This is a genomic window from Pedobacter lusitanus (genome assembly GCF_040026395.1).
GTDB lineage: Bacteria > Bacteroidota > Bacteroidia > Sphingobacteriales > Sphingobacteriaceae > Pedobacter > Pedobacter lusitanus.
This window is the reverse complement of the sequence record NZ_CP157278.1, coordinates 3,500,116-3,525,133: the sequence shown is the minus strand read 5'-3', so window position 1 is coordinate 3,525,133 and position 25,018 is coordinate 3,500,116. Positions and strand designations below refer to the sequence as shown.

Sequence of the window (25,018 nt, the reverse complement as noted above, 5' to 3'; positions counted from 1 at the left end):
GAGAAGGCCTGTTCCGGGATTTCTAATTGCCTTTTTGGTTGTCTTAATAATGCAAAATAGGATTAATTTACTAAAGTGGATATCATGATGAATAAGATTTTTAACCGAAAGAATATAGTTAACGGGATTCTGATTGTATTATTTCTGATATTATTGTTCGTTCCTCCTGCAAAGGCCCTGGTTCTGGAAGGGTTAATGAAAATCGGATTTTTCAAACCTGATACGGCAATGGTAAAAGAGCAGGTTAACGCTAACGGAGATTTGTCGGGGATTAAATTTAAAGATGTGAAAGGTAACCTCGTTGATCTTGGAGAGCTTAAGGGAAAAGTAATTTTTCTTAATTTCTGGGCTACCTGGTGTCCTCCGTGTCTGGCAGAAATGCCAAGTGTAAATGCATTGTACGAAAAATTTAAGAATGATAAAGAGGTAGTCTTTATCCTGGTAGATGCAGATAGTCAGTTGCCTAAAGCACAAAAGTTTATGGATAAAAAAGGATTTCAGCTGCCTGTATATGCTGTTGCCAGCGAAATTCCAGAGGTCCTTTTTCAGGGATCTTTACCAACTACAGTAGTTTTTGACAGGCAGGGCCGGATTTCCTATAATGAATCAGGTGCAGCAAATTATGGGGATTCAAAGTTTATTGAGTTCATCAATAAGCTCAAAACATCAAATTAATAATTATCAATTTATATACCCATCTTATCAGCTACTGTTTTGCGTAAATTTTAAGATGGGATTTTAAGAAAACAATCATGCAGGAACCATTTGATATTACCATAGGAGAAATTGATTATGCTATTTTTCCGGAAGGAAATGATACTTATGTCGTTTTTAAAGATGGCAGGGAATATCGTCACATACTAAAAGATACAGAATCACAGTGGCTGACACTTGATCCTGATACCGCATTACCTTTGTTTGGAGAAGACGAAGAAGTAAATGCCATAGGCAAAGAGATTACCAATTACGTTCCGGAAGCAGAAGAGGGTGAGGAGGACGATCAGGAAGAAGAGTTGTAATTTTTCTGATAAAAAATGATTAAAAGATAGGCCAGTTGCAGGACCTATCTTTTAATTATTTTGATCTTTTTGAGCGTATTCCCGTTTCTGGTTATTGTTCCAAGATATAGCCCGGTAGATAAAGCTGATAAGTCAAACTGATATAATCCGTTAGCTTCCTTTAAAAAGATCTTTTGTCCCGACAGGTTATAAAGAGAAAGCGTATAAGGCTCAAAATCTCCGCTGCGGATCGATAGAAAGTCTACTACCGGATTCGGGTAGGCTACAAAATCATTTTCTTTAAGAAAATTAAGCGGTAAAATATCCGAATATATTTTAATTCCTTCAGTAGTTTCAAAAGTTACCCGGTAAAACTGAATGCCGCGTACCAGATTTTTGTCAGTCTGGCTGTAATTGAGTAAGCCCGAAGTAACAGCCGTTTCTGCCAGAGGAGCAAATACTCCCGGCGAAGTCTGCTTTTCCCAGATGATGCGTTTCAGGTTATATGTTGTTCCTATAGTCAGATCAAGCTTACCTGCGTCATCTACAATATTGGCCTGAAAAGTTCTCACATAACAGACTACACCCTGTGTAGTGTAATTTTTGGTTTCACTTTTTATACCGCTGAAATCAGGACCATTAGCTGCAACTGTAAAATAGGGGGTTGCCATTTCTGATTTATCTATGATCACAACAGTATCTGTAAGTTGTCTGATCTCTTTTAGCACATTATCCTTCAGGTTATAAAGAGTATACCCTGTAGCTGATTGCTGCGGAGACCAGTGAAACAAAATCTTATCCGCACAATTATATCCGACTTTAAGATCTTCAGGTGGAGATACGACAAAAGACTCTGTAATAAACGCTTTTCCGCCGGTTTCCATTTTAAGTAGTGCCCTTGTAAACAGATTTGGGACGCTCCATTTAAAGAAAGGAGTACTGAAGTTGATATTGTCACTTAAAACTGTCCAGTTGGTGCCGTTATCATAGCTTACAGAGAGTTTCCCTGTCTGACCTGATAAAGTACTGCTCCACCTTACATAATTGTCCTGAGCGGCGAATATGGCGGCATCTTTTAAAGGGAAAGTCCAGTTAAATTGCCCGATGCCTTTCAGCTGATAGGCAATGCTGAAATTTTGCGAACCCTGAGTAACCGTTCTGCCTTTTACATGTACCGTATAATTTCCTGCCGGGACATTGGTTAAACTAACCTGCTGTACAGTATTGATATTATCAATTCCTCTTTTCGCTGGTAAAGATAAAGAGTCTGCACTTGGATAGCTGCTTAATATCCAGGGTAAAATAACTGTACCGGAAGGTGTTTGCACTGATAAGTCCAGGTGGTTAATAATTCCCTGCACGTTATTAATTGCAGCGGGAGGGTCAATCCAGGTCAGCGTAACTTTAAGCTCCTGCTGATCGGCAGGAACCTGCAGAGGGATTGTAAAATCCTGCTGGTCATTCACCGTTCCGGTTTTAAATCTGTTTTCTATGATCGTCTGAATAGCTTCCAGTGCGTTTAATTTTCCAAACCCTGTAATATGATCTACCTGTGGTGCGCCAATATCATCCGCCGAATTGACAAAGACACTTTTGACAACTGCAAGCGAGGGTTGTTTTCCAAAAAGGCTTTTGTATTTCTGCTGAAAAATAGCCACAGTGCCTGAAGTTAATGCAGCTGCCCCTGAAGTTCCATCCTGACCTAACGTGACTATTTCCGGTTTGATCCTGCCATCATAAGCAGGACCTCTGCTGCTTCTGGCTTCAGGAATGTTTTCCAGGCCAATTCCGCCAACCACAATTACATTTTTTGCTGTTTTAAAATTTCCTGTGATGTTTGCCATCAAAGGGATGTTTTTGTAAATACCATCGGTGGGAGTGATCAGACCAGAGTTTCCTGCAGAAAAAACATGAATGATGGTATCTGACTCGAATACCTGCTTGTCATAAGCAGCAGCCTGCATTCCGTAAAAGTTATCTACCCCCAAACCATAAGAATGATTTTGTACACTTACTTTATATTGATTGAGTTCTTTAATGTCGTCAGGCATCAGATCATCGTTGTTCTTTCTATAGTCAGATGCTGTCAGCGAGGCAAACGGAGCTGCTCCACGTCCAAGAATATAAGAGTTCCCTCTGCCCAGGGCAAGCGTGGCCATGTTGGTAGCGTGATCATCTACTACCGGAGCATTAGAAGGCGAGGCCACAATGTTTCCAATCAGGTCTATATCAGACTTATCAAACATCTGCTCCTTAACAGACAGCGTTATGCCTTTACCATTGATATCCGGATAGCGCAGCTGGACTGCTGAAATCTGATTTACCGATAGATCCAGATCTTTAATCAGCGCTTCATCCTGTGCTGCCTGTATAATATCAGCAAACAGAACTTCGTCCAACTGCAGAATTGGCATCAGCTCACTCATTTGAATAGTAGCTGTAATCAGATGATTCTTCTGATCCAGCGTATAAGATTTTAAGGCTTGAAGAGAAGGCGGTACAGTTAATGTTTGTGGATTTATCGCAATTCTTATGGTAAATTGCTTATTCTGAGCGATATATTGCTCGTATAGCCGGCTTAATTTATCACTGGCTTTCCATAAAGAATTTGCTTTTGACTGAGAAACAATCAGAGAACCGACTTTCGAAGCTGTCTTTTCCGGAATAATAATATGATTCAGAGAAAAACTGCGTAACGGTTTTAGTTCCTGAATTTCTGCGGCCGTCAAGGGGCGTGAAAGTTCAACAAGTAAAAGATTTCCACCCTTTTTCTTTGAATCCGATACAGTAGTGCTGTATTTGTGGAAAATATCTTTTTTTTCGGCAACCGATAAATTCTGTGCCTTTGCAGCTATGTTGCAAAGAAGAATTATAGCTAAAGCATATTTAATTTTGAAATTCACAATAATTTGAAATTAAAAATTTGTTTATGGTTAAAATTATATATAATTTTAGATTAACCTATTAGTTCACAAAACATTCTACCTAAAAAACTAACTTAATGAAAAAATTTAACTTATTCTCGCTTGCCGTTGCCGGCATGCTTGCACTGTGTGTTTTCGGATGCCAGAAAAAAGACGCTGCTACTACAGCTTCAACAAATCAGGATGAGATTTCAGCAACTACTAAAAGCCAGATTTCTAAATTAGGTTTCAGTACTGAAAACGCCAGAAAAGTAGATGGTGGTTACCTTGTTGAGGGTGATATCCTTCTAAGCGAAGCAAATCTTACTGAAAAAGCTGAAACTACACATTTAAGTGTTGCTGAAACCGAGCAATACAGAACCACAAATCTTGTTAAAGCTTTACCAAGAGTAATTACTATTTCTGTAACTAACCTGCCTACAGTATATAGTGATGCTGTTAATGCAATGATTACCAGATACAACAATTTAGGCTTACGTTTTACTTTTCAGCGTGCAGCTGCAGGTACTACTGGTCAGATTAATGTAATTGGTTTTAACGAAGGTCCTTCTGGTGGTTATATCACTTTAGGTTCTTCTGGTTTCCCAACTTCTGGTGGTAACCCTTACAGCCAGATTAAAATGAACACTAACCCGGCTGCTTACGGAGCTAATCCTAACCTTTTATATCTTACTTCAGTTTTACAACATGAAGTTGGACATTGTATTGGTTTCCGTCATACTGACTATTCTAACAGAGCTTATAGCTGTGGTGGAAGTGCAGTGAACGAAGGTCAGGCTGGTGTAGGTGCAATCCTTATTCCAGGAACTCCTTCTGCTCCGGATGCAGCTTCATTCATGTTAGCTTGTTCTAACGGTGGTGACAGAACTTTTAACGCTAATGACGTTAAAGCAATCAATTATTTATATAAATAAAATATCTAACCATAGATTTTTTGTGAATTAAAGGCTTTAAGCCCGGCGATAGCTATCGCCGGGCTTAGTCTTTATATAGGGTTTTCGTTCTGTTCTTTGTATCACTTGTTAATCAGTAATTTATATTGTAAAAAAATCGTTTTAATATAAAATTATATATAATTTTAGGTTACCTATGACTTATTAATCATCTACCTAAAATTAACTTAATGAAAAAACTGAATTTATTGTCATTTGCTCTTGTGGGCACAATGGCGCTGTGCATTTTCGGATGCCAAAAAAAAGAAGGACAAACTTCTTCAACTTCAACTGCAGGTCAGGACCAGATTTCTGCAAGCACCAAATCTCAGATCAGTAAACTGGGTTTCAGTACTGAAAATGCCCGGAAAGTAAAAGGAGGATACCTTGTAGAAGGAGATATTCTTTTATCTGAGAAAAACCTCAATGATGCAGCAACAACAAGTCATTTAAGTATTGCTGAAACCGAACAATACCGGACAACAAATCTGGTTAGTGGTTTACCAAGAGTTATTACAATTTCAGTAACTAACCTGCCTACGGTTTATAGCAATGCCGTTAATGCGATGATTACCAGATATAATAATTTAGGCCTGCGCTTTACTTTTCAGAGAGCAGCGGCAGGCGATGTTGGTGATATCGACGTTGTTGGTTTTAATGAAGGCCCATCTGGTGGATATATTACTTTAGGTTCATCAGGCTTCCCTTCAGGTGGTGATCCATATAATGAGATCCAGATGAATACAAATGCTGCCGCTTATGGTTCAAATCCTAACCTGGGATACCTGACTTCTGTTTTACAGCATGAGGTTGGACACTGTATCGGATTCCGTCATACTGATTATAGTAACAGAGCTTATAGCTGTGGTGGAAGTGCAGTGAACGAAGGACAAAGTGATGTAGGTGCAATCCGTATCCCTGGTACTCCATCAGGACCAGATGCAGCTTCTTTCATGTTGTCTTGTTCAAATGGTTCTGACAGAACTTTTAATGCCAATGATAAAATTGCTTTAAACTATTTGTATAAATAATCATTAAACCATAGATATTATAAGTCATGGTTTTAAGCCCGGCATTGATTTGCCGGGCTTTTATATTGATCAGCCCGCCCAGTTATTACGATCCAGACTGCGGTAGTGTATCGCCTCTGCCAGATGTTCCATTTCAATATCCTTACTGCCGGAAAGATCAGCGATTGTCCTGGATACCTTTAAAATCCGGTCATAAGCGCGGGCAGATAAGCCAAGTTTTTCCATCGCCTTTTTGATCAGGATAAGGCTGTCTCCATTAATTTTGCAAGTTTTCCTGACCATATTAGAACTCATTTGTGCATTATAATATAAACCTGAATGATTAGCGAAGCGGGATTCCTGTATCAATCTTGCCTGGATTACCCTTTTCCTGATCGTTATGCTTTGTTCTGAAGGATAGGGAGAAGAAAGCTCATTAAAATTAACGGGCGTTACTTCCACATGCAGATCAATTCTGTCCATCAGCGGGCCGGAGATTTTGCTCAGATATTTCTGTACTATATATGGCGAGCAGCCGCACTCTTTTTCCGGATGATTGTAAAAACCACAGGGGCATGGATTCATAGAAGCAATCAGCATAAAACTGGCCGGATAATCAACACTTAAACGCGATCTTGATATCGTTACTTTCCGGTCTTCCAGAGGCTGTCTCATAACCTCCAGTACTGATCTTTTAAATTCAGGCAATTCGTCAAGAAAGAGAATCCCGTTATGGGCGAGCGATATCTCTCCGGGTTGAGGATTACTGCCTCCGCCAACCAGTGCAACATCAGAAATGCTATGATGAGGGCTGCGAAACGGTCTTTCGGTCATCAGGGATTGAGCTGCACTTAATTTCCCTGCTACAGAATGAATTTTGGTAGTTTCCAGCGCTTCTTCTAAACTTAGTGATGGCAGAATTGTGGGCAGGCGTTTGGCCAGCATTGTTTTTCCTGCTCCGGGCGGACCAATCAGAATTACGTTATGGCCGCCCGCTGCGGCGATTTCCAGTGCACGTTTAATACTTTCCTGGCCCTTAACGTCAGAAAAATCATGATCATATAAACTTGTGTTTTTTGAGAATTCTTCTTTAGTATTAACCATAATGGGCTCAAAAACTGCTGTTTCATTAAAAAATGAGACCAGGTCTGTGAGGTGATGCATCCCGTAGATGAGCAGATCTTCAACAACCGCTGCCTCCCTTGAATTATCTTTAGGTAAAATGAAACCTGTAAAACCTGCTTTTCTGGTTTGTATAGAAATAGGTAAAGCTCCTTTAACAGGCTGTATCCCGCCATCCAGAGAAAGTTCTCCGGCAATAACGAAGTCTTTCACCCTCTCAGCAGATAATTGTCCTGAGGCGGCTAAAATGCCTACCGCTATAGGGAGGTCATAAGAGGTTCCCTCCTTTCTGATATCTGCTGGTGACAAATTAACTACGATCTTTTGTCTGGGCATCTTTAAGCCCGATGACTGAATAGCACTTTCTATTCTTCTGAGACTTTCCTTAACAGCATTATCTGGTAGTCCGACTATATGGTATTTATTTCCGCTGCTAATGCTGACTTCAATAGTAATGGTTAAGGCATTTACACCAAAGACAGCGCTTCCGAAGGTTTTAATGAGCATAAATGTTTACATATTAGCTGATAAATTTAACTAATTGTTAACTATTGCTGGTTGAAAAGAATGAGCGTCCCGGGGAATAAAATTCAGATCCGGAAAATAAGGCATAAAAAAAACCGGATTGAGAGCCCGGTTTTTTAAAGATCAGCGAAGAATTTACATTCTTCCCTGTGGCATTTTAGGCATACCGCGCATCATTTTTGCTGCGGCTGCAGGATTAGAAAATTGTTTCATCACCTTACGCATATCCTCAAACTGTTTGATCAGTTTAGTTACTTCCTCTATTTTATTTCCTGAACCTTTGGCAATACGCATACGTCTGCTTTGCTGAATGCTGTCTGGGTTCTCCCGTTCATATTTCGTCATTGACTGAATAATCGCCTCCACATTTTTGAAAGCATCGTCTTCAATCTCAACGTTTTTCATCATTTTACTTACCCCGGGAATCATACCCATCAAGTCTTTCATATTACCCATTTTCTTGATTTGCTGAATCTGGTTATAGAAATCGTTGAAGTCAAATTTATTCTTGCGGATTTTCTTTTGAAGTTCTGCTGCTTCTTTTTCGTCAAACTGCTCCTGAGCACGTTCAACAAGGGAAACAACGTCACCCATTCCCAGAATACGGGATGCCATTCTGTCCGGGTAGAAAACATCAAGTGCTTCCATTTTTTCACCGGTACCAACAAATTTGATCGGTTTGTTAACTACAGACTTGATAGACAGCGCCGCACCACCACGGGTATCACCATCAAGTTTTGTCAGCACAACACCTGTAAAATCTAATCTGTCGTTAAATGCTTTAGCTGTATTAACCGCATCCTGTCCGGTCATGGCATCAACTACGAACAGGATTTCATGCGGTTTAGTATGCAATTTCACTTCAGAGATCTCATTCATCATCTGCTCGTCTATCGCTAAACGACCCGCAGTATCAATGATGATCACATTGTTATGTTCTTTTTTTCCCTGTTCAATACCTTCCAGTGCAATAGCTACCGGGTCTTTTGAATCTTTGTTCGCGTAGACAGGAACGCCGATTTGTTCACCCAGTATCTGAAGCTGGTCGATTGCTGCAGGACGATATACGTCGCCAGCTACCAATAAAGGTTTTTTTCCTTTGCTTTTCAGGTAATTTGCCAGTTTTCCGGAGAAGGTAGTTTTACCAGCACCGTTCAGACCAGCAATTAATATGATCGTAGGGTTTGTTTTTAAGTCTAATTCTGTAACCTCACCACCCATCAGCTGTTTCAGCTCATCGTTCATTACTTTAGTCAGTAATTGTCCCGGAGAAACAGCAGTAAGTACATTCAGGCCGAGTGCCTTTTCTTTAACTTCGTCAGTAAAGCTTTTAGCAGTTTTAAAATTTACATCGGCATCCAGTAAAGCTTTACGAATTTCTTTCATGGTCTCAGCCACGTTGATCTCTGAAATGCTTCCCTGACCCTTTAGAACTTTAAATGCCCGGTCTAGTTTATCCTGTAAATTTTCAAACATGTTTTGTTAATTGATAGTCAATTAGTTAATGTATAATGGTAGAAGAGTACAAAGTTGCAAACATTTTTAATAACAATCAACATTAAAATATGATGCAAAGGTATTTAGCGCGGGAATATAAACATCACTCCCATAGCCAGTGACTGGCTTCCCTGAATTTTCGAGCTTATGGTCTTATCATATATTCCAACCCCATTCAGTGTAACATTCATAAACCTGTTGACTTTAGTCGTGACGGTTACATCCAGTCTGTGTTTCATGTTCTCAAAATAATCATAGGGTACAAAGACATAATACCTGCTTTTGAGATTTACATTATGGAAAATGTCTTTGTCAAAGTTAACCGTGATCTGAAAAGCCAGGTCATTTTTGAAAGTATTTTCAATTGGAACTCCGAAAAAGTCTTTTTTTCTGTTTACAGGATCCGGATTTGCCCTGGCATCTGCCTCAGCCAGCGCCTTGTTATCCAGTACAAAAGTTTGTTTGGCGGCACCTGTACCAAATTGTGTAGAGAAATACTTGTTTGGTTTATATTCAAAACCGAATGATTCTGTTAAATAGCCGGGAGACATGAATTTAGAAATTAGTATGCCCGATTCAACTCCGTTGGTTGTTGAATATGAATATCCATTGTCAAATTGTGATTCAAAAGTAACCTGGGTAAATAAATTCCAGTTTTTAGAGATTTTGAATGCGCCGGTATTATTCCAGAATATCCGGTCATTCGTTTTCTTTTGCAACTGTCCTTTATTTCTTATTTTTCCATAACGGAGATCAACTTCAGTCAGATAACTGTAGTTTTCTTTTTTGTACTCCGCTTTATAATTGATTAATCCTTCAACAGCCAGTGAATTTACCCCACCACCACTCCAGTTATTACTGAATGACGATTGATTGACGTTGATTCCTATCGCTGTTTTGGTTTTCCAGTAATTAACCTTTGAGCTAACGATCAGTGGTTTGATTTCCAGTGGTTTAAAGACGATAACGCCTTTTACCGAAGGCATCGGACTCTTCTTGAGTTTAAGATCGTAATCTTTAACCGGAATAGGAATTGTATCTATTTCTTGTGCACTTACTTGTGCTGAAACTGCAAATACAAATAGTAAACATGCATATATACCTCTCATTGATACAAAGAAAAGAAAAATGTTCTTAGAATTTAGTATAAATATTTAAACCATGAATACAGTTTCCTGTTTTTCAGATATTTCATGTTCTGATCATTGGCATAAGCCTCTTTTTCAAAACTAATATTGAAATAAGCTTTACTATGGTTTCTGAACCGGATCAGGTTAACCAGGTAATTCAGCACATAGAGGATATAAAATGGGATAATCAGCAGTTCCAGCTGCTGATAAAAATGAATTTTTTCGTGATTGATCAGTAGTGTATCATTTTTCTGACCGGGATCTTTAAAGAACATAAATGGAAAAACGGCCATGGCATTGGCAGGAAGTCTTCTCCATGTTACCGGCCAGTACCTCATGGCTGTACAATTTTAATGGCCGGCAGAGGTTGCAGCCTGAATGCTTTCGGATTACGTTTGTAAGAAGCATAATTATTTTTAAGAAAAACAATGAATGCATAATCAGAAGCTGCCAGTACAAAATCATAGCTGGGGCGATACTGCTGCATGAAATCCTTCAGTTCAAAATCCCTGATCCTTAAGACACGGCTTACAAAAGCAGGATTATATCTGTAGTCAATGATTTCTTCTTTATAATCCCTTTCCAGGATGGCTTGCAGATGTCTCGCGTTTTTACCTTTTCTGCTCAGTAAGTTGTAAATCGCATCTATTCCAAGTCCTACACCTCTTGAACTCAGATTCAGCAGATCCCTTGAGCTGCCCAGATCAGTGGCATATTTAAATTCTCTTGTCCGCTGATCATAGCGTTGTTTTGGAGAAAGGGAGCTCCCGATAATAGAAACCTCTTTCAGCTGAATAGCAAGAGGCTTTAACTGGAAAAAGATTGTGCTTCCTTTATAGACCACGGTATCCAGCCCATATCCTTGTCTGACTGCAAATAACGTATCACCTACAGCCGCCTGAGTTGTAAATTCTCCCTTACTGTTGTTATAAATACCATCATCATTATGAGAATTGTAAATATATACTGTAGCCAAACGCTGTTTGGACACTTTGTCTATGACAAAACCCTGCACAGCTTTTTTCTGGGCTAATACAGTACCACAAAAAAAACAGCAGAAAAGGAATAAAAGAGTAGGTTTCATTGAGCAGCAAAAATACAAATAAGCAGAAGCTAAATGGCTTATATTAACATTATTTAACTACAATCAGCTTCTGTCCGATTTTTACGCCTTCGTCTGTCAGGCCGTTCAGTGACTTTAATTCATCTACGGTCATATTATATCTTTTGGAAATATTATATAGCGTATCCCCTTTCTGAACGGTATAATTAGGATCGGTGGTATTGATAATCTGTTTGGAAACGGGTACTTCCACAGGCGTGAACTTTTTGGTATCCTTCGGTATATTGGCATTGATCTCTGTGAAAACACGATCTTCACGTTTAATCTTATCTTTTTCAGATTCTGACTGATCATACTGGTGTAAATTGTATTTCTCAATCGTATTGATCAGCATATCAGGGTATTTTGGGTTTGTGGCATAACCGGCCTGTTTTAAGCCTTTTGCCCAGTTTTGATAATCGTTTTTATCCAGCTCGAATAAAGAACTGTAACGTTTTCTCTTTAAAAATTCGGAGTGATCCTTATAAGATTCCCTGGCATCTTTATACACTCTGAAACAATCATTACTCTTGTCATCATCTTTGTAATAGGCCTTCCCTTTCCATTCTGCAGTACATTTAATGCCAAAATGGTTATTCGCATATTTGGCCAGGCTGCTGTTTCCACTGCCCGATTCTATGATTCCCTGTGCCAGGGTAATACTGGCAGGAATTCCATAGGTATTCATCTCTTCAATAGCGACACCCTTAAAAGCATCAATATAGCTTAACGTATTATAGTCAGTAAAATTCGGATTGGCTTTGTTTGCAGCTTTTTCTATCTGCGCATTATTCCGGTGATACTTTCTCGTTTTACACGAGGATAAAAAAACGATCGCTATAGCGAAGAGTAAGAGTGTCTGTTTCATTTAATTCTGATTTTTTGCCCCGGCTTAAGTGCTGATTTTTTCAGCCCGTTTTTACGCATAAGCGAAGTCGAAGAGGTCCCGTGTGATTCAGCAATTTTATTCAGGTTGTCCCCTTTTTTTACCGTATATAATTTAGCTGAAGAATGATGGCGTTTAGTTCTGTAGCTGTGACTGTGTTTTTTTCTTACACTGACAGGAGCAGCAGCTTTTACAGGCTCAACATAATCATCAGGTCTGTTGTCATACTGGTATAATTCGTATTTATCAATGATTGCTATCACTTGTTTAGCCCAGGTTCTGCTGCTTGCGTAGCCGCCTCTCTGTATCCCTTTAGCCCATGCAGGATAATCATACTGGTCACATTCCTCAAATAATTTACTGAAGGAAGATTTGTTTTGTAAAACTTCTACAAAGTTATCATACGATTGATCTGCCGTTTCAAAATCACGATACGAAGAATTGATTTCCGAATTGCAGTTAGCCCCTTTGATGCCAAAATGATTATTTAAATGACGGGCAACTTTACTTTTTCCTGCTGCAGACTCATGAATAGCGACTGCTAAAATTACACTTGCTGGTACTTCGTATGTTCTCATGAGTTCCTGTGCGTGATCTGTATGCTCTTCCACATATTCGGTGACGGTCTGGCTTTGGGCAGTTGAACCCAGTAAAATCAGGGCCAGCCAAATCAGCATTAGTTTTTTTGTTATCATGTTTTATTTTTTTCTGATGATAAACAAGCCATCCCTGACGGGTAAGATTAATTTCTCAACCCTGTCATCTCCAGCAACTTTATCATTAAAAGTACTAATATTAACGGTATCTCTGTCTTGCTGGTGTGTCAGTACTTTTCCACTCCACAACACGTTATCAACAATGATCAGCCCACCAGGTCTCACGCTGTCAAAAATGAGGTCGTAATAGGTGCCATTGTTTTTCTTATCAGCATCAATAAAAACCAGGTCAAAAGTTTCATCCAGGCCATTGATGGTTTGGGTGGCATCACCCATAATATATTTTATCTGTGAATTATAAGGGGAGTCTGCGAAGTAACCACGTACGCGGTCTTCCAGTTCCAGATTCTTGTCCAGTGTATAAATAAGACCATCGTTTGTCAGTCCTTCTGCCAGACATAAAGTAGCGTAGCCGGTAAAAGTACCAATTTCAAGAATACGTTTGGGGGTAATCAGCTTACTTAGCATGCTCAGAACACGACCCTGGTAATGTCCGGAAAGCATTCTGGGCATTAAAACCTTGAGATTGGTTTCGCGGTCAATCCGTTGTAATAATTCGGATTCCGGTTCGCAGAAATTTAGCAGTAAAAGTTGTAAGTCGTCTTTAATCAGGCTCATGTAATGTTCTATAAACGGTGTTCTTCCATGAAATATTGTAAAATAATTGTTGCAGCGATTGTATCTACGCGGTCTTTATTCCGGCGGTCCTGTTTTTTCAGGCCGCTCTGCATGATAGTCTGATGGGCAAGTTTAGAAGTAAAACGCTCATCAATCCAGTGCTGGGGAATATCCGGAAAATTTTTTTTCAGTGTGGTGGAAAAGCCTTTAACATGCTGTGCCGATTCGGATGGTGTGCCATCCATTTGTTTTGGCAGACCAATAACAAAGGCTTCTACCTGTTCGGTAAGCAGATATTTTTTTAAATATTCTACAATATCTTTTGGGTGTATGGTATCCAGCCCTGTAGCAATAATTTGCAGTGGATCTGTAACGGCAATGCCGATACGTTTGGTACCATAATCAAATGCGATAATACGGGACATAGCTGCAAAGATTGTTATAAATTTACTATTTTGCACCAAATGCAGTTTAAAGAGATCGTAGGACAAGAGGAAATAAAGCGTCAGCTGATACAGACAGTTGCTGAAAACAGGGTAAGTCATGCCCAGTTATTTCTCTCTGCCGAAGGGACGGGTTCTTTGCCCCTGGCTATAGCATATGCTCAGTATATCAATTGTTTAGATAAATCAGATACGGATAGTTGCGGCGTTTGTTCATCTTGCCGCAAATATGAAAGATATATTCATCCTGATCTGCATTTCTCTTATCCGTTTTTTGCTTCCAAGGATGTTAAAATTGCTGTAGATGTACTGGAAGAATGGAGAACAATGCTATTGGCAGATCCTTATGTTGATCTTGATATCTGGAGACAACAGCTAAGTGCTGATAATAAACAGGCCAATATTAATATTGCAGAATGCCATGATATCATTAAGAAATTAAGCTATAAAGCTTTTGAAGCAGAGACGAAGGTGCTGATTATGTGGTTACCTGAATATCTGGAAAAAGAAGGGAATTCACTGCTTAAAATTATTGAGGAACCACCTGCAAATACCTTGTTTTTATTGGTGGCGAATAATCAGGAGCATATACTTTCTACACTGTTATCCAGGACACAAATTGTTAAAATTCCAAAGCTTCCATCACCGGTAATTGAAAATTATCTGGTAAACAGCTATAATCTTTCAGAAGAACAGGCTTCCACTTATAGTTTTCTTGCAGATGGGAATTTAATAGAAGCCAAATTGCAGGCTGCACAAGCTCACAATGATAATGCAGAGGTCTTTGCGGAGTGGCTGAGAATGGGATATGGAAACAGAGTTCCTGATCTGGTGACCTTTGTAGATCAGGCGGCCAGCTGGGGAAGAGAAAATCAAAAGAATTTTTTAAAATACGGAATCAGCTTTCTGAGAGAGTGCAGTTTATTGATGAGCGGGGCAGATAGCTTAGTGAAATTACCGGCCAGAACGCTTGAAACAGCACAAAAATTAAGTAAACACGTGCTTGACCTGAATATGGCTTCTGCAATTATTACAGAACTGGAACAGGCACATTATCATATAGAACGTAACGCTAATCCGAAAATACTATTTTTAGATGTATCTTTACAACTGGTAAAAATAATCAAGTTTAAAACGCTCCCGAAAGGGACTCAACATATATACAATTAGTTATGGGATGTGGAAGTTGTTCTACAGGTGGCGGTTGCGCCCCCTCAGGCTGCAAAAGTAATGGCTCGTGCCTTACCGGAGGTTGTCAGAAAATGGAAGTTTACGATTGGCTGTCTAATCTGGACATGCCTTCTAATTATAAGCCTTTCGAGGTCATAGAAGTTAAATTCAAAGGTGCCAGAAAAGAATTTTATCTGAATAGTGATAATATTTATCTGGAGATCGGAGAACTGATTGCGGTAGAAGGATCTACCGGAGGATATGATATTGGCCACGTTTCTTTAACAGGAGAGTTGGTCAGAATGCAGATGAAGCGTCGTAAAACACCAATAGATCAGGTTGTCCGCAAAGTTTACAGAAAAGCTACAGAAGCTGATGTAGATAAGTGGAAACTGGCAAAAGATCTCGAGTGGGAAACGATGCATAAAGCCCGTACGCTGGCGCTTGATCTGCGTCTCTCGATGAAAATCAGTGATGTGGATTATCAGGGTGATAAAACTAAGGCGACTTTCTTTTATACAGCCGAAGGCCGTGTGGATTTCAGGGAGCTGATCAAGAAAATGGCCGAAACTTTCCGTATAAGGATAGAAATGAGGCAAATCGGAATGCGTCAGGAAGCCGGAAGACTTGGAGGAATAGGTTCCTGCGGACGTGAATTATGCTGCTCTACCTGGTTGACAAACTTTAAAACAGTATCTACTGCTGCTGCAAGATATCAGAATCTTTCTTTGAATACGCTTAAACTTGCAGGACAGTGCGGTAAATTAAAATGCTGTCTGAATTATGAGCTGGATACCTATCTGGATGCGTTAAAGGATATCCCTGATCGTGTAGAAAACCTGCAGACTGAAATAGGTACCGCCCGTCATCAGAAAACGGATATTTTCAAGAAATTAATGTGGTTTAGTTATCCGAATCAGGAAGACTGGATTCCATTAAAAGTAGACCGTGTGAAAGAAATCATGGCGATGAATAAAAGGGGGCAGAAACCGATTAATTTAAAAGATGAAGCGGTAGAACTGACAACCACAGTTTTTGTGGAGAAAACACCTGATTATGAAAATGTTGTTGGTCAGGACAGTTTAACCCGTCTGGATGATAAACCGAAGAATAAAAATTCAAGAAATAACAATAGGAATAAGAATAATGCTCAAAACAGACCGGAAAGAGGTGGAAAGCCGGGGCAGCCATCTGTAAAAGCAGGTCAGCCTTCGGTGAAGCCAAATCAACCTGCTGTAAAACCTGGCCAGCCTGCACCAAAGCAAAGTAATCAGGGTGTGAAACCAGGTCAGCCGGCACAAAAGGCAGCTCAGAATAATCAGAAACCTGTTGAAAACAGAAGAAATCAGGAGCCTAAAAAAGCACCGGAAGCTGTTAAAACAGAAGATGGAGAGGTAACGAAAGCTCCTTCTGCAAACAGAAATAACAGATCAAGGAATAACCGCAGACGTAACAAACCATCGGATAAGCCAAAGAATGAAGAAAATTAAGCTTTTTGTATGGTTCCTGTTCAGTGTACTGGCGACAGGACTATTGGGATGTAATACAAATAACCTGATTGATACCAATGAAGAAATGCCTCAGCGTAACTGGAGCTATGTGAATAAAATAAAAGGCGTTGCAGAAATTAAAGATCCTGCCAAACCGGTTTCACTTAGATTTAAGCTCAGACATACAGCTGATTACAGATATTCGAATATTTATATTTTAATGCATTTAAGCGGTCCGGGAATCCCTAAGATTACCAGACGCTATGAATATAAACTGGCTGAACAGGATGGACAATGGTTAGGTAAAGGATCGGGAAACTTATATACTTATGTACTTCCGCTGTTAACTGACTATCATTTCCCACAGGCAGGGAAATATAACATTGAAATTGAACAAAATATGCGTGATAATCCTTTAAAGGAGATCAGTGATGCAGGGATTATGGTTTCGCGAATCCCGGAAAAATAAAACACCGTTAATATTTATAAGGAAAGCCGTATCATATGAAGAATATGATGCGGCTTTTTGTGTTAAAGAAAACCTGAGTTTGTCTAAGGTCTTACTGGCCGTTAACTTAAGTTAGCCGCTATACACTGGCTAATGTTGAAACGGGGTTGAAGCGGGTTTGATACGGGGTTGAAACGCCTCGACCCGTATCAACCCCGTATCAAACCCGCTTCAATGGCGTATCAATGGTAAAGCGTGTCTAGCGGAAGTCTTGTTTACGTATAATGTGGAACAGAATTGTATAAGAACCGTAATACAGAAAAGAGGCTGTTAGCTATACCAGGTTTTGCAGTTTGCAGCGAAATCTGGTATAGCTAACAGCCTCTTTTATCAAAAAAATGCAGTTAATTTCTTTATAAGGTAGGAAGCAGCTGTTCCAGTGCCATTCCTCTGGATCCTTTTAAAAGGACAAGACTGTTTGTGATTGGATTTTCTTTTAACCAGGCTTCTGCTTCTTTAGGTGTACTGAAGAATAAACCACTAAACTGATCTTTTAAGAGGTAAAAATGTTTGCCGATTAAAATAACCGTATGGAGACCTGATTTTTCTGCCAGGGCAGCGATCTCGTGATGCTGTTTTTCTGTTTCAGGGCCTAATTCAAACATATCCCCGATGATAGCCACTTTATTTTTGGCTTCCAGTATAGAGATATTAGCCAGTGCCGCGGTCATGCTGCTGGGATTGGCATTGTAGAAGTCACAAATAACCGTATTGGTTGCTGTTTTAGTCAGTTGTGAGCGATTATTGTTGGGGTAATATCCTGCCAGACCTTTGTTGATCTGATCCGGGCTCAGCTCAAAGAATGTAGCAATGCAGATTGCTGCCAGAATATTTTCGAAATTATAAGCTCCTGTCAGATTAGCTTTAGCATTGAAATCTTCATTTTGTTTTTTCCAGGTCAGCTCGATCAGCGGGTCTGATTTCACCAAGTGTCCTGATATGGTGTTTTCTCCTTCTTTCCCATAATAAACAAGGCTGGTTAATCCGGCTACAGTGCTCATTTCCATGATGTAAGCGTTATCCCGGTTTACAAAGGCAATGCCTTGTGTTTTTTTCAGATAGGCGAACAATTCTGCCTTGCCTTTTTTTACGCCTTCAAAACCACCAAATCCATCCAGGTGAGCCATTCCGATATTAGTAATCATTCCATGAGTCGGCTGAGCGATTGTGCATAGAAATTCAATTTCTTTCTGATGATTGGCACCCATTTCAATGACTGCAATTTCAGTGTCCGCCGATATGGATAAAATGGATAAGGGTACACCTATATGATTATTCAGATTTCCTTTTGTAGCAAAGGAGTTATACTTTTCTGCAAGTACCGCATTGATCAGTTCTTTGGTTGTCGTTTTACCATTACTTCCTGTCAGACCAATCACTGGGATATGAAGCTGAGTTCTGTGATAACGGGCCAGATCCTGTAAAGTAGTCAGTACATCGTCAACTAAAAGACATTTATCATTTATCCTGTAGTTTGCATTATCAATAACAGCGAATGCTGCACCCTGTTTCAAAGCTTCGCCGGCAAAGGTATTTGCATCGAAATTTTCTCCTTTTAAAGCGAAAAACAAACAGCCTGCACTAATACTCCTGGTGTCGGTACAAACTACCGGGTTTGACAGGTAATGCTGATAAATAGTTTCAATCTGGGACATAGCTTAGGTTGTTGAAATAATAGTGGGTAAAATTACATTATGGATTACAAACAAAAAATATTCTTTAGTACTTTGGTGTTAAATTAACTTATTATTAATAACCTGAATAAGTTGGCCTGATGACACTATCCTAATCTTATAGATCTATGCTGATGAAAAGAATTATCCTCTCATTTTTATCGTTGCTCTTGTGTTTTACGGCTATTCAGGCCCAGATAAAGTCTCCGGATGCCTTTTTAGGTTATCCGCTGGGAACTAAATTTACCTCGCATCATCAGGTTCTGGCTTATTTTAAATATCTGGCCGCTGCGGATAACAATATCAGATTGATCAATTATGGCAGATCTTACGAAAACCGTGAACTGCTTGTCGCTGTAGTCTCTTCAAAAGAGAACATGGCAAACCTTGATCAGATCAGGAAAAACAACCTGAGCCTGAGTAAGGCAGAAGGCGGACTGGTAAATATCAATAAACAACCGGCAATTTTATGGCTCAGTTATAATGTTCATGGAAACGAAGCAAGTTCTACTGAAACAGCGATGAAAATGCTCTATAGCCTGGCTGAAGGTGTGAACCGGCAGACAAAAGACTGGCTGAAAAACACAGTTGTGGTTATTGATCCCTGTTTAAATCCCGATGGAAGAGAAAGATATATTAATTATTATAATGCGGTAGCAGGTGTTAATCCCGATGCAAATCCCATGGCAAGAGAGCATACCGAGCCGTGGCCAGGCGGGCGCTCCAATCATTATTACTTTGATCTTAACCGGGATTGGGCATGGCAGTCACAAATAGAAACGCAGCAACGCTTATTACTCTATCATCAGTGGATGCCAGAGGTACACATTGATTTTCATGAACAGAGTTATAATGAACCGTATTATTTTGCTCCTGCAGCTGAACCCATGCATCAGGATATTACCGCTTTTCAACGTGAATTTCAGGTCATAGCCGGAAAAAATAATGCTAAATATTTTGATAAAAACGGATGGCAGTATTTTACAAAAGAGCGTTTCGATCTTCTTTATCCTTCGTATGGAGATACTTATCCATTATATAACGGTGCAATCGGAATGACTTATGAGCAGGGAGGAATCGGTGCAGGTTTAGTTGTCATTACTGCAAATGGTGATTCTTTAACCCTATCGGACAGGATATATCATCATTTGACAACCGGACTTGCTACGCTGGAAACGGTTTCTGATAATTCCTATAAACTGGTAGCAGAGTTTAAAAAATATTTCACACAGGCGGTAGCTTATCCTTCTGGTATATATAAGACATATGTTGTGAAAGCAGATAATGTAAGCAGGATGAAGAAGATGACTGCTTTGCTGACTAAGAATAATATTAAGTATGCATTTGGAGGAGATAAGACTGTTACCGGTTTTAACTTCGCCACAAAGAAAACGGTTCTTTTTCGTGTTGGGAGAAACGATATGGTTATCAATCTTAAGCAACCGGCATCCGTGCTGGCCAATGTTCTTTTTGAGCCACAGACCGTTGTTACAGATTCAAATACTTATGATATTACCGCCTGGGCATTACCTTATGCTTATGGTTTGAATGCTTACGGTTGTAAAGAGCTGCTGACGGGGGAGTTCCCGGATATGGAGCCCCGTAAAGACAGTACAATAGTTTTGACAAAACCTTATGGATGGGTTTTATCCTGGGATGCGGTAGAAGATGCACAGGTTTTAATTGCATTGCACCGGGCAAATATCAAGGTTCGGATTGCAGAACAGGCTTTTACTATTGGAGGTAAAATTCATCCGGCCGGCTCTTTGCTGATTTACAGATCAGAAAATGAAAGGGTTAATAAAATGATAGAAACGGATATCGTTATGCTATCTAAAAAGCTAAAAAAACCTTTCATTCCCATTTCTGGCAGTTATGTGGAAAAAGGGAAAGATTTCGGCTCATCTGTTTATCCTCTTTTGCCAGTCCCGAAAGTGGCAATGGTTGCCGGGACGGATATTTCTTCCCAAAGCGCCGGAGAAGTCTGGCATTTTTTTGACCGGGAATTAAATTATCCTTTGAATATTATTTCTGAGCAGGCTATAGGAAGTCTGAATCTTGCGACTACCAATGTGCTGATTTTGCCCGACGGGAGTTATATGCGCAGGAATATGGAAAAACTGGAAGATTGGATTAATCTTGGCGGAAAAGTGATTTTAATGGAGGATGCGATTTCAAGTGTTGCGGGGATAAAGCCTTTTGATATTAAAAAGAAAGAACAGCCTGTTAATACAGAAAAAGAGGTTTTCTCCCGTAGTTACAGGGAAAAAGACAGGGATAATTCGGCCGATGCTATTCCGGGAGCTATTTACAGGGTTACGCTCGATAAAAGTCATCCTTTCGCCATTGGTTTGGGAGACACTTATTATACGTTAAAAACAGATGAGAAAATTTACGAACCGCTGCAAAAGGGCTGGAATGTTGGCGTGCTTAAGCAGGATGCTTATGTAACAGGAATTGCAGGGAAAAACGTACAGGATAAACTTTCTCAGGGGATGTTGTTTGGTGTGCAGCCGGCTGGTAAGGGAAATGTCGTTTATCTCTCGGGCGACCTGTTGTTCCGTTCTTTTTGGGAAAGTGGGAAACAACTTTTTGTAAATACAATATTTCTTGTTTTTTAAACAGGCTGTTTTCTATATTTTGAAAGATTGATGAAATAATGTTGTGTCATTTTGCTGTTTTTTGGTATTTTATTCTATTTTGTTCGATACAACTTGCTGAAGCTGATAGTCCTAGTTCGAATAGTCACGGAACTGTCATAATTGCGTATCGTTTTAGCAAATCTTAAAAGGAGAATTTCCAAAAATCTATCTTAGGTCTATAATTAATTAACTAGACCCAAACTTAAACTACTGAATCTAATGAAAGAGTTTCCATTGCTTATTCATTCTTTGTGCGTTGAAGAAAGATAAGAACGCCCAAATCTAAAGGATAATGATGTTTTGTAAAGATTTGATTTAAAGTCAGATACAGAATATAATTATCATATTTCAATAAATGCTTTCCTGGCGGGATTGCATTTCAATCAATTTTGAACCATTATTTAACTAAATTATTTATGAAAAAACTTATACTAAGTTTGTTCGTATGCTTATCTGTGGCGGTGACTGCCGTAGCACAAGAACGAACAATAACTGGTACGGTAACCTCACAGGAAGATAAATTACCTATCCCTGGTGTTAGCGTTAAATTAGTTGGAGCTCCAGGCGGAGCTGTAACAGGATCAGATGGAAAATTTGCTGTTAAAGCCCCTTCATCTGTTAAATCGATACAATTCTCTTTTATCGGTTATATTACACAAACTATTGCATTGACATCTTCTTCAAATGTGAATGTCGTGCTGACAAGTGACAGCAAAGGATTAAACGAAGTTGTTGTTACGGCTCTTGGTGTAAACAGAGAGCGTAAAAGCTTAGGTTACTCTTCGACTGTAGTGAATTCTGAGGAAATCAACAGAGCAGCACCTACAAATCTTGCTGCTGGTTTACAGGGAAAGATTGCAGGTGTTGACATTTCCAATACCTCTGGTCAGCCTGGTGGATCAAGTAAAGTTATCTTACGTGGTTTTGCATCAATTGGTGGTAACAATCAGCCGCTTTATGTAGTGGATGGTGTACCAATTAACAATGCGCGTCCAGGTGGAGAAGCTCCGGTAGGAAGTATCGGTGATTTAACTGACAATTATGACTTTGGTAATGCGGCAAATGATATCAACCCTAATGATATTGAAAGTATCAGTATCCTTAAAGGAGCTGCAGCAAGTTCATTATATGGTTCACGTGCATCAAGTGGTGTTATCTTAATCACAACCAAAAAAGGACAGAGTGGTAAATTGAAAATCAATTTCTCAACTGCGGCATCATTCACCCAGGTTTCTATTGTTCCGGATTTGCAGGATCAATACGGACAGGGATGGGGTAAAGTAAACTATATCGCTGAGAATGGAAGCTGGGGCCCGAAATTAGATGGAATGAACAGACCATGGGGTTCTATTGTTGACGGTGATCAGCAAACTAAATCATATTCTGCTGTAAAAAGTAACTTTAGAGATGCTTTTGATACTGGTAAAGAATTTAATAATACTTTATCTTTCAGCGGTGGTAATGATAATTCAACTTTTAACGTATCATATGGTAATGTTTACAGCGATGGTATTTTACCAGGAAAAAATGACACCTACAAAAGAAATTCATTAACCTTAGGTGGATCAACTAAATATAAAGCCTTAACTATTACTGGTACTGCAAACTATATTGGTAAGAACACAAGATCTGTTCAGACAGGTCAGGCTACTTCAGGAATTGGTTCTTCTTTCTATGAAGATATTCTGCAGATTCCTGTGGATTATCCAATTAAGAGTTTTCAGGACTACAATGCCAAATTCAATAATGTGAACGATTATTTTTCTCCGTTCTCTCAAAATCCATATTATTCAATAAACGAAAATGGATCAGTTTTTAAAAGTGATCGTCTTTATGGAAACGTGGATTTTAAAGTTAAAGCTACTGACTGGCTAACTATGCAGTTCCAACAGGGAGCTGACCTGAATAATATTGGTGTTAAGTTATTCAACGCAAAAAATGCACCTATTGCAGGAAGCTGGGCAGGCGGTGGAAATGATGAAGCCTATAACAGACAGGCAAGTGTAGGTAATGTCGTTGAAGGTTCTGAAAGATACTTTGAATACGATTCTAAATTAAATGCGATTTTTAATAAAAAAATCGATAGTGATTTTGATCTGAACGGTCTTGTGGGTATGAACTTTAATGATCGTGGATCAAGAGCATTGTATACTGGTATTGAAAATCTGGCCATTCCAGGGTTCTATAGTATCAGCAACTCTGCAAATGACCCGACTTCAACCAATACTGAAACACACAGAAGAATTTTCGGTATGTATGCTTCTGCTACACTTGGTTACAAAAACTATGCTTTCTTAACCTTAAATGCACGTAACGACTGGAGTTCTACGTTGCCAACTAAAAACAATAGTTTTTTCTATCCTGGGGCTAACTTAGCTATTATTTTGTCTCAGGCATTTGATTTGTCGGCGGCTAAAATCAGTTTGTTAAAAGTTAGAGCTGCTTATGGAAAGACTGGTTCTGATACAGACCCATATAGAATTTATAATACATTACAAAGAGCCAATATTCCACTGGGTTTTGGAAATATTATTTCTCCTATTGGTGGTGTTGCGGGATATTCGATTGCTGACAGATTAAACAATCAAAATTTAAAACCAGAGATCAGTACAGAAACTGAGTTTGGTGGTGAGATCAAATTTTTTGATAATCGTTTAGGAATTGATGCAACATATTACAGTCGTGTTACCAATAATCAAATTCTTCCAATCGGTGTTTCTCCTTCAACTGGTTATACAACAAGAGTTGTAAACTTTGGTAAGGTAAGGAACAGAGGCGTTGAGATTGCTGTTACAGGAACTCCGATTAAAACAAAAGATATTACCTGGGATCTGGGTTATACATTCAGCAGAAACAGAAACGTAGTATTAGAATTACCTGATGGATTAACTTCAGTAGATTTGAACTCAGCTTATAATGCAAGATTTGTAGCTAAGGTTGGTCAGCCACTGGGTGTTTTTGAAGCTCCGGTACCGACTTATGATCCTCAGGGAAGAATAGTTGTAGGAGCTAATGGTTTCCCTCTGGTTGCACCTACAAACGGAGAATACGGAACATCACAACGTGATTTTGTGATGGGCTTTACCAACAGATTTACTTATAAAGATTTTAGTTTCTCATTCACTTTAGATTACAGAAAAGGTGGCGTGTTCTACTCAGGTACAGCAGATTTACTGAATTTTGTGGGTAATGATCCTAAAACACTTTATAATGACAGACGTACGATGATTATACCAAATTCCGTAAGAGCGGTTACAGGTGCAAACGGACAGGTTACTTATGTTGAAAATACAATTCCGATATCTGAGGCAAATTTCAATGCTAACTATTATACTTCTCAAGGTCTTGCGACTGCTTATCAGAACAGGATACTGGATAAAACCTTCTTAAAAGTCAGAGATATTACGCTTAGTTATTCTTTGCCTAAATCTGTAGCAAAAAAGATCGGATCTGAAAGAGCAACAATTACGGCTTATGGAAGAAACATGTTTACCTGGTTACCTAAATCGAACCGTACTATTGACCCGGAAGTTTCAAACTTAGGAAACGATCTTGCCAGTGAATTTGGTGAATTCAGATCAGGACCGTCTACCAGGAATTTCGGCCTTTCTTTAAACCTAACTTTTTAAGCG

20 protein-coding genes are annotated in these 25,018 nt (G+C 39.3%); 9 read left to right on the top strand and 11 right to left on the bottom strand.

Annotated features, from left to right (window positions below; genetic code table 11):
• The first annotated feature begins 84 nt into the window (after positions 1 to 84).
• On the top strand, positions 85 to 675 hold the full coding sequence (locus tag PL_RS15080; protein ID WP_235324693.1) for a TlpA family protein disulfide reductase: 591 nt from the start codon (positions 85 to 87) through the stop codon (positions 673 to 675).
• A gap of 77 nt (positions 676 to 752) precedes the next feature.
• On the top strand, positions 753 to 1,019 hold the full coding sequence (locus PL_RS15075; RefSeq protein WP_041886625.1) for a hypothetical protein: 267 nt from the start codon (positions 753 to 755) through the stop codon (positions 1,017 to 1,019).
• Positions 1,020 to 1,063: 44 nt separating this feature from the next.
• Here PL_RS15075 and PL_RS15070 read toward each other — a convergent pair whose 3' ends face one another.
• The gene (locus PL_RS15070; RefSeq protein WP_041886628.1) at positions 1,064 to 3,901 is read right to left on the bottom strand and encodes a S8 family peptidase; all 2,838 of its coding nucleotides are present in this window, start codon (positions 3,899 to 3,901) and stop codon (positions 1,064 to 1,066) included.
• Positions 3,902 to 3,999: 98 nt separating this feature from the next.
• On the opposite strand from PL_RS15070, the gene PL_RS15065 reads away from it, so the two are divergent.
• Together PL_RS15065 and PL_RS15060 are read left to right on the top strand one after the other, a co-directional pair.
• Positions 4,000 to 4,836 carry a M57 family metalloprotease gene (locus PL_RS15065; protein WP_041886630.1) on the top strand — a complete coding sequence of 279 codons (837 nt, stop codon included), beginning with the start codon at positions 4,000 to 4,002 and terminating at the stop codon, positions 4,834 to 4,836.
• 209 nt (positions 4,837 to 5,045) lie between these two features.
• Positions 5,046 to 5,885, top strand: coding sequence for a M57 family metalloprotease (locus tag PL_RS15060; RefSeq protein ID WP_041886633.1), 840 nt, complete (start codon positions 5,046 to 5,048; stop codon positions 5,883 to 5,885).
• 69 nt (positions 5,886 to 5,954) lie between these two features.
• Here the strand turns inward: PL_RS15060 and PL_RS15055 are convergent, their stop codons facing one another.
• The 9 genes from PL_RS15055 to ruvX form a co-directional block, all read right to left on the bottom strand.
• A complete protein-coding gene (locus tag PL_RS15055) occupies positions 5,955 to 7,493 on the bottom strand; it encodes a YifB family Mg chelatase-like AAA ATPase (RefSeq protein ID WP_041886635.1) in 1,539 nt (512 codons plus the stop codon).
• A 153-nt stretch (positions 7,494 to 7,646) separates the two neighbouring features.
• Complete coding sequence (gene ffh / locus PL_RS15050) at positions 7,647 to 8,987, bottom strand: signal recognition particle protein (RefSeq protein ID WP_041886636.1); 1,341 nt, start codon at positions 8,985 to 8,987, stop codon at positions 7,647 to 7,649.
• A gap of 104 nt (positions 8,988 to 9,091) precedes the next feature.
• The gene (locus tag PL_RS15045) at positions 9,092 to 10,117 is read right to left on the bottom strand and encodes a DUF3078 domain-containing protein (protein WP_041886638.1); all 1,026 of its coding nucleotides are present in this window, start codon (positions 10,115 to 10,117) and stop codon (positions 9,092 to 9,094) included.
• A gap of 32 nt (positions 10,118 to 10,149) precedes the next feature.
• The gene (locus tag PL_RS15040) at positions 10,150 to 10,476 is read right to left on the bottom strand and encodes a hypothetical protein (protein WP_041886641.1); all 327 of its coding nucleotides are present in this window, start codon (positions 10,474 to 10,476) and stop codon (positions 10,150 to 10,152) included.
• Entirely contained in the window at positions 10,473 to 11,222 is a 750-nt protein-coding gene (locus PL_RS15035; protein ID WP_041886643.1) for a hypothetical protein, read from the bottom strand. Before PL_RS15035 ends, PL_RS15040 begins: the two co-directional genes overlap by 4 nt.
• A 49-nt stretch (positions 11,223 to 11,271) precedes the next feature.
• Positions 11,272 to 12,108, bottom strand: coding sequence for a glucosaminidase domain-containing protein (locus tag PL_RS15030; protein WP_041886644.1), 837 nt, complete (start codon positions 12,106 to 12,108; stop codon positions 11,272 to 11,274).
• Entirely contained in the window at positions 12,105 to 12,821 is a 717-nt protein-coding gene (locus PL_RS15025; protein ID WP_082036047.1) for a glucosaminidase domain and LysM peptidoglycan-binding domain-containing protein, read from the bottom strand. Before PL_RS15025 ends, PL_RS15030 begins: the two co-directional genes overlap by 4 nt.
• Positions 12,822 to 12,824: 3 nt before the next feature.
• Positions 12,825 to 13,460 carry an O-methyltransferase gene (locus PL_RS15020; RefSeq protein WP_041886647.1) on the bottom strand — a complete coding sequence of 212 codons (636 nt, stop codon included), beginning with the start codon at positions 13,458 to 13,460 and terminating at the stop codon, positions 12,825 to 12,827.
• A gap of 8 nt (positions 13,461 to 13,468) precedes the next feature.
• Positions 13,469 to 13,885 carry a Holliday junction resolvase RuvX gene (gene ruvX, locus PL_RS15015; RefSeq protein WP_041886649.1) on the bottom strand — a complete coding sequence of 139 codons (417 nt, stop codon included), beginning with the start codon at positions 13,883 to 13,885 and terminating at the stop codon, positions 13,469 to 13,471.
• A gap of 39 nt (positions 13,886 to 13,924) precedes the next feature.
• Between ruvX and PL_RS15010 the strand changes: the two genes are divergently transcribed.
• The 3 genes from PL_RS15010 to PL_RS15000 are packed head-to-tail and all read left to right on the top strand — an operon-like array spanning position 13,925 to position 17,032.
• Positions 13,925 to 15,073, top strand: coding sequence for an ATP-binding protein (locus tag PL_RS15010; protein WP_041886651.1), 1,149 nt, complete (start codon positions 13,925 to 13,927; stop codon positions 15,071 to 15,073).
• A gap of 2 nt (positions 15,074 to 15,075) precedes the next feature.
• Positions 15,076 to 16,563 (top strand): PSP1 domain-containing protein, encoded by a 1,488-nt coding sequence (locus PL_RS15005; RefSeq protein ID WP_082036048.1) that lies wholly within the window; start codon positions 15,076 to 15,078, stop codon positions 16,561 to 16,563.
• Positions 16,550 to 17,032, top strand: a complete 483-nt coding sequence (locus PL_RS15000; protein ID WP_041886656.1) for a gliding motility lipoprotein GldH — start codon at positions 16,550 to 16,552, stop codon at positions 17,030 to 17,032. Before PL_RS15005 ends, PL_RS15000 begins: the two co-directional genes overlap by 14 nt.
• 392 nt (positions 17,033 to 17,424) lie before the next feature.
• Here PL_RS15000 and PL_RS14995 read toward each other — a convergent pair whose 3' ends face one another.
• A complete protein-coding gene (locus tag PL_RS14995) occupies positions 17,425 to 18,726 on the bottom strand; it encodes a UDP-N-acetylmuramoyl-tripeptide--D-alanyl-D-alanine ligase (RefSeq protein ID WP_041882957.1) in 1,302 nt (433 codons plus the stop codon).
• Positions 18,727 to 18,878: 152 nt separating this feature from the next.
• Between PL_RS14995 and PL_RS14990 the strand changes: the two genes are divergently transcribed.
• Together PL_RS14990 and PL_RS14985 are read left to right on the top strand one after the other, a co-directional pair.
• The gene (locus PL_RS14990) at positions 18,879 to 21,365 is read left to right on the top strand and encodes a M14 metallopeptidase family protein (protein WP_041883027.1); all 2,487 of its coding nucleotides are present in this window, start codon (positions 18,879 to 18,881) and stop codon (positions 21,363 to 21,365) included.
• 437 nt (positions 21,366 to 21,802) lie between these two features.
• Positions 21,803 to 25,015, top strand: a complete 3,213-nt coding sequence (locus PL_RS14985) for a SusC/RagA family TonB-linked outer membrane protein (RefSeq protein WP_041882958.1) — start codon at positions 21,803 to 21,805, stop codon at positions 25,013 to 25,015.
• The last annotated feature ends 3 nt before the right edge of the window (positions 25,016 to 25,018 follow it).